This is a genomic window from Stenotrophomonas sp. STEN046, assembly GCF_056759755.1.
In genome coordinates this window covers 13,177-25,899 of record NZ_JBRRDR010000041.1, presented here as the reverse complement: position 1 = coordinate 25,899, position 12,723 = coordinate 13,177, and the positions used below count along the sequence as shown (strand labels likewise).

Sequence of the window (12,723 nt, the reverse complement as noted above, 5' to 3'; positions counted from 1 at the left end):
TCGATTGTCGACCCGGCGTTAGCGGGGCGCGTGCAGCATGGACCCGTCGTCGTCGTCGACGGCGAGGCACATTCCTGCAGACGGAGATCCGACATGGCCAACCCACGCCCAGACAGCCGCCGCCGCGGCTTTGCCGCGATGGACGAAGACAGGCAGCGCGAGATAGCGGCCAAGGGCGGGCGCGCCGCGCACGCTTCGGGCAATGCCCACGAGTTCAGTTCCGCCGAAGCACGGCTGGCAGGTCGCAAGGGCGGCGAGGCCATCAGCAGGGATCGACAGCATATGGCCACGATCGGTCGTGAAGGTGGACACGCGCGCCACGCCAATGCTCAACAACAGCAACAGCAACAGCAACAGCAACAGCCTGCCGCAGTGCCGCGCGGGCGCGGGCAGCAACACTGAGTTGCAGCACGACTCAGCGCGCCTGCTGGCGATGCAGTGCCAGCGCGGTAAGCTTTGCCAAGCCGCCGGCAACCGCCACGCGTGGGGGCTAGGCGTGGGCGAGGATATTGAGCAGGCGTCCAAAGGGATCGCGTACGAAGAAGCGTCGCACGCCCCATGGTTCATCGACCGGGCCATACTCCAGCGCGATGCCGGCCCGCTGCAGACGCGCCAGTACCTCATCCAGGTTGTCCACCTCGATCGAGAGGTCCGGCACCGGCGTGCCGGAGCCGCCTTGGCTGGCGATGCTGAGCTGCGCCAGCGCCGTGCCTGCGCCGCCGTAGGTCACGATCCAGCCGTGGTCCATCACGATCTCCATGCCAAGGACCCCGGCGTAGAACGCGGCCGCCTTTGCAGGGTCGGTACTGGCGATATTGGCAACAATGCGTTTGACGGCCATGCGGACTCCAGGCGATCAAGGCTGCTGTCGGGCAGCCTCAGGGCAAGGGAAGCATCTCGACGCGACGGGACGGTGTCTGCCGTACCTGCTCGATGAGCCGGCGTACCACCGGCGACGTCTCCTGTTTACGGTACAGCGCAGCGAGGGTCGAGGCGATGATCGGCCCGGCGATCGGCAGATAGACCACGCCCGGCAGGATCAGTGTCTGCTGCAGCACCGAAGGCACGATCGCCACCACGTCATCGCCCACCGAAACCTGCGCGAGCACGGCAGCAAGAGAGCCGGGACGGAAGCGGACGTCAGGTACGAATTCGCCCCGGCGGGCGACTTCCAATGCTCCGGCAGGCTGCTCGGGCATGACGAACGCCGCCTTCGCCAGCTGTGCCGGTTGCACCGGCAACGCCGCACGGGCCAGTGGATGCAACGCCGGCAGCGCCACGCAGAACGGGTCTTCAACCAGGATGTGCGAGCCCAGCGCATCGGGAACCTGCATCGGCAGCCGGCAGAACGCAACATCCACGCGCCCCTCCAGCAACAGCTCCGGCAGGTCGGTCATCGGCCATTCGCCAACCTGCAGATCGACATCGGGCCAGGCACTGCGGAACCGCTGCAGCTGCTCCTGCAATGCACCGGCATAGACCGCCGAGCCCACGTACCCGATCTCGATCCTGCCGATCTCACCGCGCCCGGCGCGCCGTCCCACTGCTTCGGCCTGGTCGAACTGGCGCAGCACGCTGCGCGCTTCGGCCAGGAAAATCGAACCGGCCGAGGTCAACGTCACTTCACGCCGGCTGCGATCGAACAATGGCGTGCCCAGGCGCCGCTCGATGTCCTGGATCTGCACGCTCAACGTCGGCGTGGCGATCCCCAGGCGCAGCGCGGCACGTCCGAAATGCAGCTCCTCGGCCAGCGTCACGTAGTACTGCAGGTGTCGACGGTCCATGCACGCCCCTTCGTTAGCTTCAACCTAACGTACTGAAAAAACACCGGCAATGAAACAAACACGACGAGTTGCTTGAATGAGTGCCCCTCCCTCACCCGAGCCGCCGGTGCCCGCCTCTCCCTCCCGCCGCCGTACCCCGCCCAACTGGATCCTGATCATCGCCTCGCTGGGCTGCACGATGACGGTGCTGGAAACCAATGCCGTGGCCGTTGCATTGCCCTCCATTGCACGCGATCTGCACGCTGACTTTGCCGACATTGAATGGGTCATCAGCTGTTACATCCTGTCCTTCACCTCGCTGCTTCTGCCTGCCGGTGCCGTGGCCGATCGTCACGGCCGGCGGCGCGTGCTGCTGGTGGGCATCGCACTGTTCGCCATCGCATCGCTGACCTGCGCGCTGGCGCCCACGGCCAGCGCCCTGTATGTCGCCCGGGCCTTCCAGGGCATCGGTGCGGCCTTCCTGCTGGCACCGTCGCTGTCGATCATCGGCCACGCATTCCACGAAGGCCAGGAGCGGGACAACGCGTGGGCCTTCTGGGGAACGGCCATGGGCATGATGATGGTGCTCTCGCCGCTGATCGGAGGCCTGCTGTCCTCACTGTGGGGATGGCGCTCGGTGTTCATCGCGATCCTGCCGTTCCTCGCCTTCCTGGCCTACGGGGCGATCCGCTGGGTGCCAGATTCCGCAGACAGTGTCGTCCGTCCGCTGGATCCACCCGGCATCATCACTTTCAGCCTGGCGATCTTCGGCGTTGTGTTCTTCCTCGTGGAAGGCCTCGCCGAAGGATGGGGTTCGGCGGTGGCACTGGCCGGGCTCGGCCTGGGCATCGCGATGGGCGTGCTGTTTGCCTGCATTGAACTGAAGCGCCAGCATCCGATGGTCGACCTTCGCCTGCTGGCCAGTCCACGCTTTGTCGGCGCACTCATCGCCATGACCGGCTACGCGGTCAGCGCACAGGTGATGGCCTCGATGCTGCCGCAGTACCTGCAGAACGGCGTCGGCCTGAGCGCCTTGGCCACGGGCGCCGGCATGCTGCCCTTCGCTGCTGCCATGCTGCTGTTCCCCCGGGTCGGCAGGCGCCTGGGCCGCCACTTCAGCAGCGGGAACGTGCTGGCCATCGGCCTGTGCATCACCGCCGTCGGCAATGCGCTGGCCGGTTTCGGTGCCTGGCACAACAGGCCAGGGGTGGCGCTGCTGGCGATGGTCATCATCGGCGCGGGAGGAGGCATCCTCAACGGCGAGACATCCAAGGCCATCATCGGATCGGCGCCGCGCGACCGTGCGGGGATGGCCTCAGGCATCAGTGCGACAACCCGCTTCGTGGGCATCCTGCTCGGATTCACCCTGCTCTCCGGCGCGTTGACCGTCGGCATCCGCGCCGGCCTGTCGGCGCAGATGCCCGGTGCAGACGTGATGCGTCTGGCCGATGGTATTGCTACCGGCGCGTTGAACCATGGAACCCCGGCTGCACTGGCGCGGATGATCTACAGCCAGGGTTTTGCCGCATCACTGTGGATGGCGGCCGCGGCAGCGACGCTGGCGAGCTTCACTGTTGCCGTGCTCAGCCGACGTGCACCGCTACTACGTCAGGCCCACGCAGGTGACCGCAAATAGACAGTCGGACGCAGAAACGCCCGGGGCAGCTCAAGGCTGCCCCGGGCGCGGCGATGTGGGGGAATCGCCAGATGCGATCAGGCAGCCTTCATCGCATGCTTGCGAGCGCGCATCACGTTGTGGCATTCCTGCACTTCCGGCAGCCACTGGGTCACTTCCTGGCGAACGGCCGGCGGCAGGTCGTTGTCGTTCAAAACGTCCTTGAAGGCGGCCAGCAGGCGATCCTCGGACTCCTCCAGCTCGGCCACGTAGCCGTAGTTGGTATCACCGAAGGCAGCGCGTACCTTGCCGTAGAACTGCTGCATGGAACCGACCATGGTGCCGTGCTCGGCCGGCTTGCCGCCGGTGGCCGCCACCGACGTACTGAGCGAGGACACGATGCGTGCCTTCACCCCGGCAATGCGGGTGAACAGCGCCGAGAGCTCGACATCCTTCACCTTGGTCGCGGCTTCTTCGTAGAACGACTTGCCGTCGCGGGCGATTTCGATCAGATCGTTGAGGCGGTGTTCGATGGTGGACTGGGTGCTCATGGATAGTCTCCTCAGTGGGAAAGGGACAACAGTGATATCCGTTGTCTGCGAACCCAGACTGACCAACCCGGTGTGGTTCGCGGGTGAGCACCGATTGATGCCGCACTCATGCAACCCAACGACACCCTACCCGCTCACACCGGGCAGGCAATCTCTTCACTGCACGTGAATCCCGCGGCCGTCGCGCGGCCTTGTGGCAACGCTCAATCCACCGCTACCCGCACGACATGGCTGATGCCACGATGGAACATCTTCGCGTAGGGGCACACACGCTCGGTAGTGCGCACCAGTTCGGCCGCACGTATCCGGTCCATGCCGGGCAGGCACACCACGATCTCGGCCGACAGCAGATAAAAACCGTCCACCGGATCGCGTGCGAACGTAACGGCCACTTCGATGCTGGGATCGACAAGTACCAGCCCAGCGCGTGCGGCCACCAGCACCATCGCGCCATGGAAGCAGCCTGCGTAGCCTGCCGCCAGCAGCTGTTCGGGGTTGGTGCCACCACCGGCGCCGCCCAGTTCGTTGGGCAACCGCAGATCCACTGCCAGCGCACCGTCATCGGATCGCACCACACCGGACGCACGCCCATGCTGCGCCTGCCCGCCACTGACGCGCACCCGACCGGTGTACAGCGGCCGCGCCTGATCGCCGTGGTACTTGTCCAGCACGCTGGGCGGCGGGGGCTGCAGCCCGGTCATCGCAGACACCTGCAGGAAGCAGGGGGCATCGGAGGTGCCGCTGCCATCGATCAGGCCGACTGGCCCTGACGCAGTCCCGACTGCTGCAGCCAGCGCTCGAACCCCACCGTGCCCAGCCATGCCTGCCCTGCCGGCACCAGGGTGTCCTGCTGCAGCTGCGCACCGAAGTAGCCTGCCTGCGCATCGCCGATCACCTCGCGCGCGTCGCCGGTTTCCTGCAGGAAGCGCTGCGCCAGTACGGCCATCGATTCACGTTCCGGGCCGGCAATTTCCACCACGCCATTGGCCGGTGCCTGCAGCGCGATGCGGGCAACCGCGTCGGCCACATCCTCGGCGGCGATCGGTTGTACTGCTGCGGTCGGCAGATGCAGTGTCTGCCCGTCGCCTGCCGACTGGATGATGCCCGGCAGGAACTCGAAGAACTGCGTGGAGTGGATGATCGTGTAAGCCAGGCCGGAATCACGGATCAAGCGCTCCTGTGCGATCTTGCCGCGGAAGTAGCCGCTGGCGGCCAGCTTGTCGGTGCCTACCACCGACAGCGCGACGTGATGGCGCACGCCGGCCTGTGCGGCGGCGGCCAGGATGTTGTGGCCGGCAACCATGAAGAACGACAACACGGCCGCGTCTTCGAACGAAGGTGAGTTGGCCAGGTCCACCACCACCTCGGTGCCGGCCATCGCCGCAGACAGCCCCTCGCCACTGAGCACATCGATGCCGGTCGACGGCGCAGCGACGACAATCTCATGGCCTGCCGCCCGCAGCCGGTCAACCACCTTGCTGCCGATGCGGCCGGTGCCGCCAATCACAAGGATCTTCATGACATGTCTCCTGAAACGTGGAAGGAAGGGCAATGGCCGCATCCTAGGCAGGGGCTGTCGGCCGCAGTAGATCCGCAGCGGTACGCGCACTGTTGCCGCAACGGCACCAATGCGCTCAGGCCCATGCCAGCGCCACGTTCTGCTGCGCGGCCTGCTGCCGGGCTTCCCAGTGCGAGAACACGTCCAGATCAAGTGCCCGCACGCGCTGGGTGCTGAAATCGATGAAGGCGCGGATCCGCTTGGGCAACTGGCGCCGGCTGAGATAGCACAGGTAGTGGCCCCGATCATGCGGCGCATGGTGGTCCAGGCAGGTCAGTACCGTGCCGGCGCGCAACGCCCCGCTCACCTGGTAGCTGGGCAACTGGGCGATGCCCATGCCGTCGATCACCGCCTGCAGCACCAGGTCGGCGTCGTTGAACACCACGCCTGCCGGCGGCTGCGCACTCGCTTCTTCCCCATCCACGCGGAAATCCCAGCGCTGCAGGCGGCCGCCGGGCAGGCGTTGGCCGATGCAGGCATGCGCGGACAGCGCCTCGACGGTCTGCGGCCGGCCATGCAGCTGCAGATACCCCGGCGATGCGCAGCAGACCAGCTGCATCGGCACCAGTTGCTTGGCGATCACCTGGCTGTCTTCCAGCACGCCATCGCGGAAGGCCACATCGATACGATCAGCGGCGAGGTCCGGCGCCTGCTCGTCCAGCAGCAGCTCCACCGATACCTGCGGATATTCAGCGCGGAACGACGACAGCAAGGGTGCGATCACACGCCGGCCGAAGCCATGCGTGGCGCTGATCCGCAGGTGCCCGCGCGGTGGCCCCTCGCGCAGATCACGCATCTCATCCAGCGCCTGCAGAATGCGGGTGACGCCCGGGCTGCACCCCTCCAGGAACAACTCGCCCTCGCTTGTAAGCGTGGTGGAGCGCGTGGTGCGCAGGAACAAGCGCACGCCCAGCTGGCCCTCCAGCTTCTGCACACTGCGGCTGACGGCCGAGCGGCCGATGCCAAGTCGATCACCGGCGCGTGCAAAGCTGCCTTCAGCGGCCACGGCGATGAACGCCAGCACGCCGGCATAGCTGGAGGAAAAGGATGCATTGAGTGAATCGCGCCCGTCGCGAGCCAGGCAGGACGGCGGCAGGGCATTCATGGTGTTCCAGACTCCAGAGGGTCGCTTCGCGCGAGCAGGTGGGCGCGCGCCATTTCCAGGCGCTGCCGGCAGGCCGGCAGGTCCAGTCCCAGCAGCGGCACGATGTCGTCCAGTCCGGCCCCCAGCACGTCGTGCAGCAACAGCACCGCCCGCGCATCCGCTGGCAGTTCACGCAGCGCGGCAAGAAAGGCCTGCCAGACCCGCTCACTGGCGGCACAGGGTGCATTGCGCGGGTTGGATGAGGTGTCCATGCCCGGCAGACGGCCGAGCGTCGGCGCCTGTGACAGGCCATTGGTGTTTTTCGCGCAACACCGTGCGGCCCCGCCCTCGCCTACCGGCCTGCACGGGGCGGACGTAGCCTCGCTGCGTCCCTCAACCACCTTCGGAAACCCCATCATGAGCCAACGTCTGGATTACGCCGCACAGTCACCCGAGCTGTTCCGGAAGCTCGGTACGTTCTCCCACGCCGTGCACAACAGCGCGATCGAAGCGTCAATCATCCATCTGGTCAACATCCGTGCCTCGCAGCTGAATGGCTGTGGCTTCTGCCTGGACATGCACGTAAAGCAGGCCGCGATCAGTGGCGAGCGTGCGTTGCGCCTGCACCACCTTGCCGCGTGGCGTGAGTCCAACCTGTTCAGCCCACGCGAGCGTGCCTGCCTGGCATGGACCGACGTACTGACCCAGCTGCCCGCACAGGGTGTTCCCGATGACCTCTACGAACGCGTGCGGGGACAGCTGTCCGAACAGGAAATCGTCGACCTGACCTATGCGGTGATGGCCATCAATGCATGGAACCGCGCCAACGTGGCCTTCCGTACGATCCCCGGCACCCAGGACAAGGCATTCGGCCTGGACAAGGCCGGCCTGTCCTGAGCATCCGCCACGTGCTTCACTACTGGAGACCTGCCATGCGTTCCCTCTGCTCCCTGGTTCTGGTCGCGCTGATGCCATTGGTCAGCAGTGCCGCCACACCCCCTGCCAACGCGCCTGAACCCATCGTGCGCGACGTCATGCGCCGGCCGCTGCCGGAACAACCCGGCAAGGAGGCACTGATCCTGACCGTACAGTACCCGCCGGGCGGCGCCGACCCGGTACACCGTCACGATGCGCATGGCTTTGTCTATGTGCTGGAAGGCCACATCGTGATGGGCGTGGCTGGCGGGCCGGAGGTTAACCTCGGCCCCGGTGAAGCCTTCCACGAAGGCCCCGAGGACCTGCATACGGTGGGTCGCAACGCCAGCCAGACCGAGCCGGCGAAATTCGTGGTGTTCCTGATCAAGGACATCGGCAAGCCCGCCGTGCTGCCCCCGCACTGATCGCCCACGGCAGCGATGCAGGCCACACGGCAGGTTCCCCGGTGTCACAATCGGGGAACCTGTCCCGTCTCTGCTGGCATGGACGATCCCACCGCACTGTTCACCCAACTCCGTCCGCGCCTGTTCGGCGTGGCCTACCGCATGCTCGGTTCCTCGCACGAGGCCGAGGATGTCGTGCAGGACGTGTGGCTGCGCTGGCATGGCACCGACCAGCAGCAGATCGAGAACCCCGAGGCCTGGCTGGTCGCGGCAACCACCCGGCGCGCCATCGATGGGTTGCGCCTGGCGCGGCGCACGCGCGAGCACTATGTCGGCATGTGGCTGCCCGAACCGTTGCTCACCGATGACACCGCCACGCCGGAATACCTGCTGGAAAGCGCCAGCGATCTGTCGGTCGCCTTTCTCAACGTGCTGGAGCGCCTGGCGCCCGACGCGCGCGCCGCGTTCCTGCTGCACGATGTGTTCGACCAGGACTACGACGTCGTTGCACGCACACTGGGCAAGAGCGAGGCCGCGTGCCGCCAGATCGTGCACCGGGCACGCCTGCAGTTGCGGCAGGAACGCCCGCGCTACAACGTGCCGCAGGACGTTCACCAGAAACTGATGCGACGCTTTGCCGAAGCCATCTCAAACGGTGATTTCAGAACCATGAAGACGCTGATGGCCGAGTCGGCGGTGCTGATCGGCGACGGCGGCGGCATCGTCACCAGCTTCCCGAAACCGATGGTGGGCGGTGCCCGCATCGCACAGCTGCTGTATGCCCCGAATCTACGCCGCCGGGACCAGCTGCGCATGGTGCCGACCATGATCAACGGCCGGTTGGGACTGCTGCGCTACTTCGATGGCGTGCTTGAAGCAGCGATGGCACTGGACACCAATGGCGAACAGATCATCGAGATCCTGGTGCAGCGCAATCCGCACAAGCTGCAGGGCCTGGCGCAGCAGGCCCGTATCCAGTAGCTCCACACCCTGCGTGGGTGCGGTCAACCTCACTGCTGCAGGAACGCCAGCAGGTCCTGGTTGACCTTGTCCTTGTGGGTCTCGGTCAGGCCATGCGGTGCACCCGGGTACACGATCAATCGGGCGCCCTTGATCAGCTTGGCGGACATCCGCCCGGCAACATCAATGGGCACGATCTGATCATCGTCGCCGTGGATCACCAGCGTCGGCACATCGAACTTCTTCAGGTCATCGCGGAAATCGGTAGCCGAGAACGCGGCGATCGAGTCATAGGTGTTCTTCTGCCCACCCAGCATGCCCTGCGCCCACCACGCGTCAACCATGGCCTGGTTGAGCTTCGCGCCGGGGCGGTTGAAGCCATAGAACGGGCCCGACGGAATGTCCTTGTACAGCTGCGAACGATTCTCCAGCTGTGCCTTGCGCAGGCCATCGAACACCGCGATCGGCACGCCACCGGGGTTGTCGGCGGTCTTCAGCATGAACGGCGGCACTGAGCTGATCAGCACGGCCTTCTTCACCCGGCCGGTACCATGGCGGCCGATGTAGCGCGCCACTTCACCGCCGCCGGTGGAGAAGCCCACCAGGGTCACTTCATGCAGGTCCAGCGTGTTGATCACCGTCGCCAGGTCGTCGGCGTAGTGGTCCATGTCGTTGCCTTCCCACGGCTGGCTTGAGCGGCCATGGCCCCGACGGTCGTGCGCGATCACGCGGTAACCGTGGTCGGCCAGGAACATCATCTGCGATTCCCAGCTGTCCGAATCCAGTGGCCAGCCATGGCTGAAGGTCACCACCGGTCCATTCTTCGGGCCCCAGTCCTTGTAGTACAGCTGCACGCCATCGGCGGTGGTGATCGTGCTGGCGGTGCGCGCGATGGCCGCATGCGGGGCCGGGTGCGCCGTCTCGGCGGCCTGGACAGGCAGGCCTGCCTGCACCGACAACGCCAGGACAGTGGCAGCGAGCGTACGGGTAACGGTATTCATGGGGGAAGCTCCTGAGCAGAGGTGGATGGTTTCGACAGGGGCTACTGTGCGCCCCTGGCGAAGACCCCTGGTGACGTCAAATCCTGAAAACTTGATCAGAAATCCCAGAACGCAGGCACCCAGCGGTAGGCGTCACCCTCGCGCGATACCCGGCCCACCGAGGGGAACGGCAGATGGGTGGCCACCAGCATTTCGCCGGTACCGGCCAGCTCGTCCAGCAGCTTGATGCGCACGCGCGCCGACTCTTCCGGGTCGTGCTCGAAGCCGTTGTGCCAGTTCGGCTGATCAAAGCCCACCGCGAACACCGCATCACCGGCGAAGGTCAGCGCCTGGTCGCCGGAGGCTACCCGCACCACGCAGTGGCCCGGTGTGTGGCCGCCGGTGCGACGTGCGGTCACGCCCGGCGCGATCTGCTGTTCGTCCTCGAAGGTCTGCATCATGCCGCCGTACTCGGCCCAGAAGTGCTTGGCGGTCGCCCGCAGCGCATCCGGGAAGCCCTGCGGCATGTTGGTGCGGCTGAAGTCCGGCGATTTCCAGAACGCCACCTCCGATGCGGCCACATGGATCTTCAGGTCCGGGCGCAGCTGTGCCTTCACGCCCTCCACCAGCAGGCCGCCGATGTGATCCATGTGCATGTGGGTGATCACCACGTCGGTGATCTCGCCCAGGTCGATGCCGGCCGCACCCAGCCGACGGATCAACTGCCCGGCGCGCGGCAACTGCAGGTCGGGGTCCATCCCCAGCCCGGCGTCGATCAGGATGGTGCGATCACCGCTGTGCACCACCATCACGTTCAACGCCCAATCAAACGCATCCTGCGGCAGGTACATCTCTTCAAACCACTCGGCGCGGTCGGACGCCGGTACGTTGTGGCCCAGCATCTGTGTCGGCAGCGGCAGTACGCCGTCACTGACCACAAGCACATCGATGTCCCCCACTTTCAGCGCATAGCGCGAAGGAACAAGCTCGTCGAGCGCGGGCGCGACGGGGGCAATGGTGTTTTCCAGGCTGAACATGAGGCGATCTCCACGAAGGTTGGCTGGCGGGCAGCGATGCAGGCTGGCGCGAACGATTCCGGGCACACCGTCGAGCGAACCGGGCACGGCGTTGCCCGGGCGGTATGCCCGGCAGCACGGTACGGTGCGGTTCGATTGAAGGTGAGTCCCGGAGCACGGCAGGGCACCGTGCGCGATCAGCGTAGAAAACCCGCAGCCATCGCAGTAGATCCGTCGGCGGGCACGCGCTGTTGCCTTCCGGGAAGCAGTCGCGGCCAGCGCCCGATCAGGGCGGCAGCAACGCCACGATCATGCGCGGCAGCCACAATGCAGCAGCAACAGCAGTGGCCAGGATCAGTGCCACCTTGACGGTCAGCGGGCGACGACGGCGATGGCTGAGATGCAGCTGCAGATCGCGTATTTCCGTCGCCATTGCACGCTGTTGCCCCGCATCCTGTGGTGGCGTCCTGGCCAGCTGCTGCTCAAGTGCCCGTAGCCGCGCCATCAACAGGCGCGGCGGCGTTGCATCAAGGATCTGCCGCCTGATCGTCACAACACGGTCTGACCACGGCTTCAAGGCATCGGCAAACTGTTCGGCGGGCACCTGCTGTGCGATCAACCGCGCAGCCTGCCCGGCAAGCTCGGCCTCCAGCACGGCGTGCTGTGCCTGCAGCTGTTGCAGTGATTGCCTGCGCATGTTCGCGCCCCGGGCTCAGGCGTCCTTGCCCATCAACCATCGGATGGCCTGCGGGAACGAGGTCTGCCAGTCGTCCGGGTAGCTGTGGCCACCGCCATGGGTACGCGACTTCAACGTGTTGCCCTCGCCGAACAGCGCGCGGAAATCAGCACTCATCTTCTGGTTTGCCGGTCCTTCCTGCTCGCCATTGATGACGAACACGCGCTTGCCGCGCGCCGCGCTCACAGACGGCACCGGCTGGCGCCAGCCGCCCGGCGACACCAGCAATGCGCCGGCGTAGTCCTTGGGGTGCTGCGCCAGCAGCGCGCCGGCATGCTGCGAGCCCTGCGAGAAGCCCATCAGATAGACCTGCGCGCGGTCGATGCACTGGCGTGCGGCCAGTTCATCCAGGCCCTTCTGCACCACCTTGTGCGTGCCCTCGTAGGGGCCGGTCCAGCTGAAGCTGTCCAACGACTCGCGCATTTCCGTACCGTTGATGCCCAGCAGCACCACACCGGCATCGGCCAACGGCTGGTCGCTGTCATCCAGATAGCCGTTGATGCCATAGCCGTGCAGCCACACCAGCACCGGTGCGCACGCGGGCATCGCCACGCCCTTGGAGGGCTGCAGCACGGAAATGGCACCGACCTTGCCTGCCGATACCTGCGCATAACGTGCCTGGGTATTGGTCAGCACACGCTTGAAGAACGGCGCATCGCGCAGATCCTTGAAATCATCGTCCTCGGCCAGCACCGGCGCGAACCACATGCCGCGCTCGTCGGCCTCCTCCAGGTAGCGCTCGGCCAGTTCATCATCGCCACGCCGGGCAAACAACGCCGCTGCATGGTACGAGGCCTGCGAGAGCTCGGGATTTTCCCGCGCCGCCGCCAGGTACAGCGCCAGCGACTGCAGCAGCGTCAGCTCATCATCCTCGGCCTTCTCCATCAGCTCCTGTGCATCGTCAGCGTTGATCAACGCATTCAGCACCGGGCTCACCGCCTTGAAGGTGATGGTGCTGGCACTGTCCTCGTCGGCCGCGAAGGCCATCGGCGCACACAGCGCCAGGGCCGTGGAAAGGGCGAGAGCAGACAGACGACGCATGACGATCTTCCTTGATGCAACGATAAGCGGAGGCGGATTCTAGCAGCGCCCGTTGTCCGCCGGGCGGGCCAGATGCCGTTGAAGGTGCAGATGTCGATTC

General features: G+C 65.9%; 16 protein-coding genes. 5 read left to right on the top strand and 11 right to left on the bottom strand.

Annotated elements, in window-relative coordinates; translation table 11 throughout:
- Positions 1–93 precede the first annotated feature (93 nt).
- Positions 94–402, top strand: coding sequence for a KGG domain-containing protein (locus tag ACVOLJ_RS16670; RefSeq protein WP_481564641.1), 309 nt, complete (start codon positions 94–96; stop codon positions 400–402).
- Between the two features lie 88 nt (positions 403–490).
- Here the strand turns inward: ACVOLJ_RS16670 and ACVOLJ_RS16665 are convergent, their stop codons facing one another.
- Both ACVOLJ_RS16665 and ACVOLJ_RS16660 read right to left on the bottom strand, forming a co-directional pair.
- Complete coding sequence (locus ACVOLJ_RS16665; RefSeq protein WP_475278420.1) at positions 491–841, bottom strand: VOC family protein; 351 nt, start codon at positions 839–841, stop codon at positions 491–493.
- A 37-nt stretch (positions 842–878) separates the two neighbouring features.
- The gene (locus tag ACVOLJ_RS16660) at positions 879–1,784 is read right to left on the bottom strand and encodes a LysR substrate-binding domain-containing protein (RefSeq protein ID WP_481564640.1); all 906 of its coding nucleotides are present in this window, start codon (positions 1,782–1,784) and stop codon (positions 879–881) included.
- A gap of 76 nt (positions 1,785–1,860) precedes the next feature.
- On the opposite strand from ACVOLJ_RS16660, the gene ACVOLJ_RS16655 reads away from it, so the two are divergent.
- Positions 1,861–3,399, top strand: coding sequence for an MFS transporter (locus tag ACVOLJ_RS16655; RefSeq protein ID WP_481564639.1), 1,539 nt, complete (start codon positions 1,861–1,863; stop codon positions 3,397–3,399).
- A 77-nt stretch (positions 3,400–3,476) separates the two neighbouring features.
- On the opposite strand, the gene ACVOLJ_RS16650 is transcribed toward ACVOLJ_RS16655, so the two are convergent.
- From ACVOLJ_RS16650 to ACVOLJ_RS16630, 5 genes are all read right to left on the bottom strand, one after another.
- The gene (locus tag ACVOLJ_RS16650; RefSeq protein WP_475278423.1) at positions 3,477–3,929 is read right to left on the bottom strand and encodes a PA2169 family four-helix-bundle protein; all 453 of its coding nucleotides are present in this window, start codon (positions 3,927–3,929) and stop codon (positions 3,477–3,479) included.
- Between the two features lie 203 nt (positions 3,930–4,132).
- Complete coding sequence (locus ACVOLJ_RS16645) at positions 4,133–4,630, bottom strand: Ohr family peroxiredoxin (protein WP_475278424.1); 498 nt, start codon at positions 4,628–4,630, stop codon at positions 4,133–4,135.
- A gap of 50 nt (positions 4,631–4,680) precedes the next feature.
- Positions 4,681–5,448: an SDR family oxidoreductase gene (locus ACVOLJ_RS16640; RefSeq protein ID WP_481564638.1), complete on the bottom strand. Its 768-nt coding sequence runs from the start codon at positions 5,446–5,448 to the stop codon at positions 4,681–4,683.
- 115 nt (positions 5,449–5,563) lie between these two features.
- On the bottom strand, positions 5,564–6,592 hold the full coding sequence (locus ACVOLJ_RS16635; RefSeq protein WP_475278426.1) for a LysR family transcriptional regulator: 1,029 nt from the start codon (positions 6,590–6,592) through the stop codon (positions 5,564–5,566).
- Positions 6,589–6,843, bottom strand: a complete 255-nt coding sequence (locus ACVOLJ_RS16630; protein WP_475278427.1) for a sigma factor-like helix-turn-helix DNA-binding protein — start codon at positions 6,841–6,843, stop codon at positions 6,589–6,591. Before ACVOLJ_RS16630 ends, ACVOLJ_RS16635 begins: the two co-directional genes overlap by 4 nt.
- Before the next feature lie 145 nt (positions 6,844–6,988).
- Here ACVOLJ_RS16630 and ACVOLJ_RS16625 point away from each other — a divergent pair, with 145 nt between their 5' ends.
- The 3 genes from ACVOLJ_RS16625 to ACVOLJ_RS16615 all read left to right on the top strand — a co-directional run bounded on the left by ACVOLJ_RS16625 (position 6,989) and on the right by ACVOLJ_RS16615 (position 8,871).
- Positions 6,989–7,468 carry a carboxymuconolactone decarboxylase family protein gene (locus ACVOLJ_RS16625; protein WP_475278428.1) on the top strand — a complete coding sequence of 160 codons (480 nt, stop codon included), beginning with the start codon at positions 6,989–6,991 and terminating at the stop codon, positions 7,466–7,468.
- A 35-nt stretch (positions 7,469–7,503) separates the two neighbouring features.
- Positions 7,504–7,911, top strand: coding sequence for a cupin domain-containing protein (locus ACVOLJ_RS16620; protein ID WP_481564637.1), 408 nt, complete (start codon positions 7,504–7,506; stop codon positions 7,909–7,911).
- Between the two features lie 78 nt (positions 7,912–7,989).
- On the top strand, positions 7,990–8,871 hold the full coding sequence (locus ACVOLJ_RS16615) for an RNA polymerase sigma-70 factor (protein ID WP_475278430.1): 882 nt from the start codon (positions 7,990–7,992) through the stop codon (positions 8,869–8,871).
- Between the two features lie 29 nt (positions 8,872–8,900).
- On the opposite strand, the gene ACVOLJ_RS16610 is transcribed toward ACVOLJ_RS16615, so the two are convergent.
- From ACVOLJ_RS16610 to ACVOLJ_RS16595, 4 genes are all read right to left on the bottom strand, one after another.
- Positions 8,901–9,851, bottom strand: coding sequence for an alpha/beta fold hydrolase (locus ACVOLJ_RS16610; protein WP_475278431.1), 951 nt, complete (start codon positions 9,849–9,851; stop codon positions 8,901–8,903).
- 95 nt (positions 9,852–9,946) lie between these two features.
- Positions 9,947–10,867, bottom strand: coding sequence for an MBL fold metallo-hydrolase (locus tag ACVOLJ_RS16605; RefSeq protein ID WP_475278432.1), 921 nt, complete (start codon positions 10,865–10,867; stop codon positions 9,947–9,949).
- Positions 10,868–11,132: 265 nt separating this feature from the next.
- Positions 11,133–11,543, bottom strand: coding sequence for a hypothetical protein (locus ACVOLJ_RS16600; RefSeq protein ID WP_481564636.1), 411 nt, complete (start codon positions 11,541–11,543; stop codon positions 11,133–11,135).
- A 15-nt stretch (positions 11,544–11,558) separates the two neighbouring features.
- Positions 11,559–12,623: an alpha/beta hydrolase gene (locus tag ACVOLJ_RS16595; RefSeq protein WP_481564635.1), complete on the bottom strand. Its 1,065-nt coding sequence runs from the start codon at positions 12,621–12,623 to the stop codon at positions 11,559–11,561.
- Between the last annotated feature and the right edge of the window lie 100 nt (positions 12,624–12,723).

Excerpts from the sequence above, each read along its gene's own strand:
- ACVOLJ_RS16600 (WP_481564636.1), bottom strand. The coding sequence starts at position 11,543 with ATGCGCAGGCAATCACTGCAACAGCTGCAGGCACAGCACGCCGTGCTG.
- ACVOLJ_RS16605 (WP_475278432.1), bottom strand. The coding sequence starts at position 10,867 with ATGTTCAGCCTGGAAAACACCATTGCCCCCGTCGCGCCCGCGCTCGAC.
- ACVOLJ_RS16620 (WP_481564637.1), top strand. The coding sequence starts at position 7,504 with ATGCGTTCCCTCTGCTCCCTGGTTCTGGTCGCGCTGATGCCATTGGTC.
- ACVOLJ_RS16595 (WP_481564635.1), bottom strand. The coding sequence starts at position 12,623 with ATGCGTCGTCTGTCTGCTCTCGCCCTTTCCACGGCCCTGGCGCTGTGT.
- ACVOLJ_RS16650 (WP_475278423.1), bottom strand. The coding sequence starts at position 3,929 with ATGAGCACCCAGTCCACCATCGAACACCGCCTCAACGATCTGATCGAA.
- ACVOLJ_RS16630 (WP_475278427.1), bottom strand. The coding sequence starts at position 6,843 with ATGGACACCTCATCCAACCCGCGCAATGCACCCTGTGCCGCCAGTGAG.
- ACVOLJ_RS16670 (WP_481564641.1), top strand. The coding sequence starts at position 94 with ATGGCCAACCCACGCCCAGACAGCCGCCGCCGCGGCTTTGCCGCGATG.
- ACVOLJ_RS16660 (WP_481564640.1), bottom strand. The coding sequence starts at position 1,784 with ATGGACCGTCGACACCTGCAGTACTACGTGACGCTGGCCGAGGAGCTG.
- ACVOLJ_RS16640 (WP_481564638.1), bottom strand. The coding sequence starts at position 5,448 with ATGAAGATCCTTGTGATTGGCGGCACCGGCCGCATCGGCAGCAAGGTG.
- ACVOLJ_RS16635 (WP_475278426.1), bottom strand. The coding sequence starts at position 6,592 with ATGAATGCCCTGCCGCCGTCCTGCCTGGCTCGCGACGGGCGCGATTCA.
- ACVOLJ_RS16645 (WP_475278424.1), bottom strand. The coding sequence starts at position 4,630 with ATGACCGGGCTGCAGCCCCCGCCGCCCAGCGTGCTGGACAAGTACCAC.
- ACVOLJ_RS16655 (WP_481564639.1), top strand. The coding sequence starts at position 1,861 with ATGAGTGCCCCTCCCTCACCCGAGCCGCCGGTGCCCGCCTCTCCCTCC.
- ACVOLJ_RS16610 (WP_475278431.1), bottom strand. The coding sequence starts at position 9,851 with ATGAATACCGTTACCCGTACGCTCGCTGCCACTGTCCTGGCGTTGTCG.
- ACVOLJ_RS16665 (WP_475278420.1), bottom strand. The coding sequence starts at position 841 with ATGGCCGTCAAACGCATTGTTGCCAATATCGCCAGTACCGACCCTGCA.
- ACVOLJ_RS16625 (WP_475278428.1), top strand. The coding sequence starts at position 6,989 with ATGAGCCAACGTCTGGATTACGCCGCACAGTCACCCGAGCTGTTCCGG.
- ACVOLJ_RS16615 (WP_475278430.1), top strand. The coding sequence starts at position 7,990 with ATGGACGATCCCACCGCACTGTTCACCCAACTCCGTCCGCGCCTGTTC.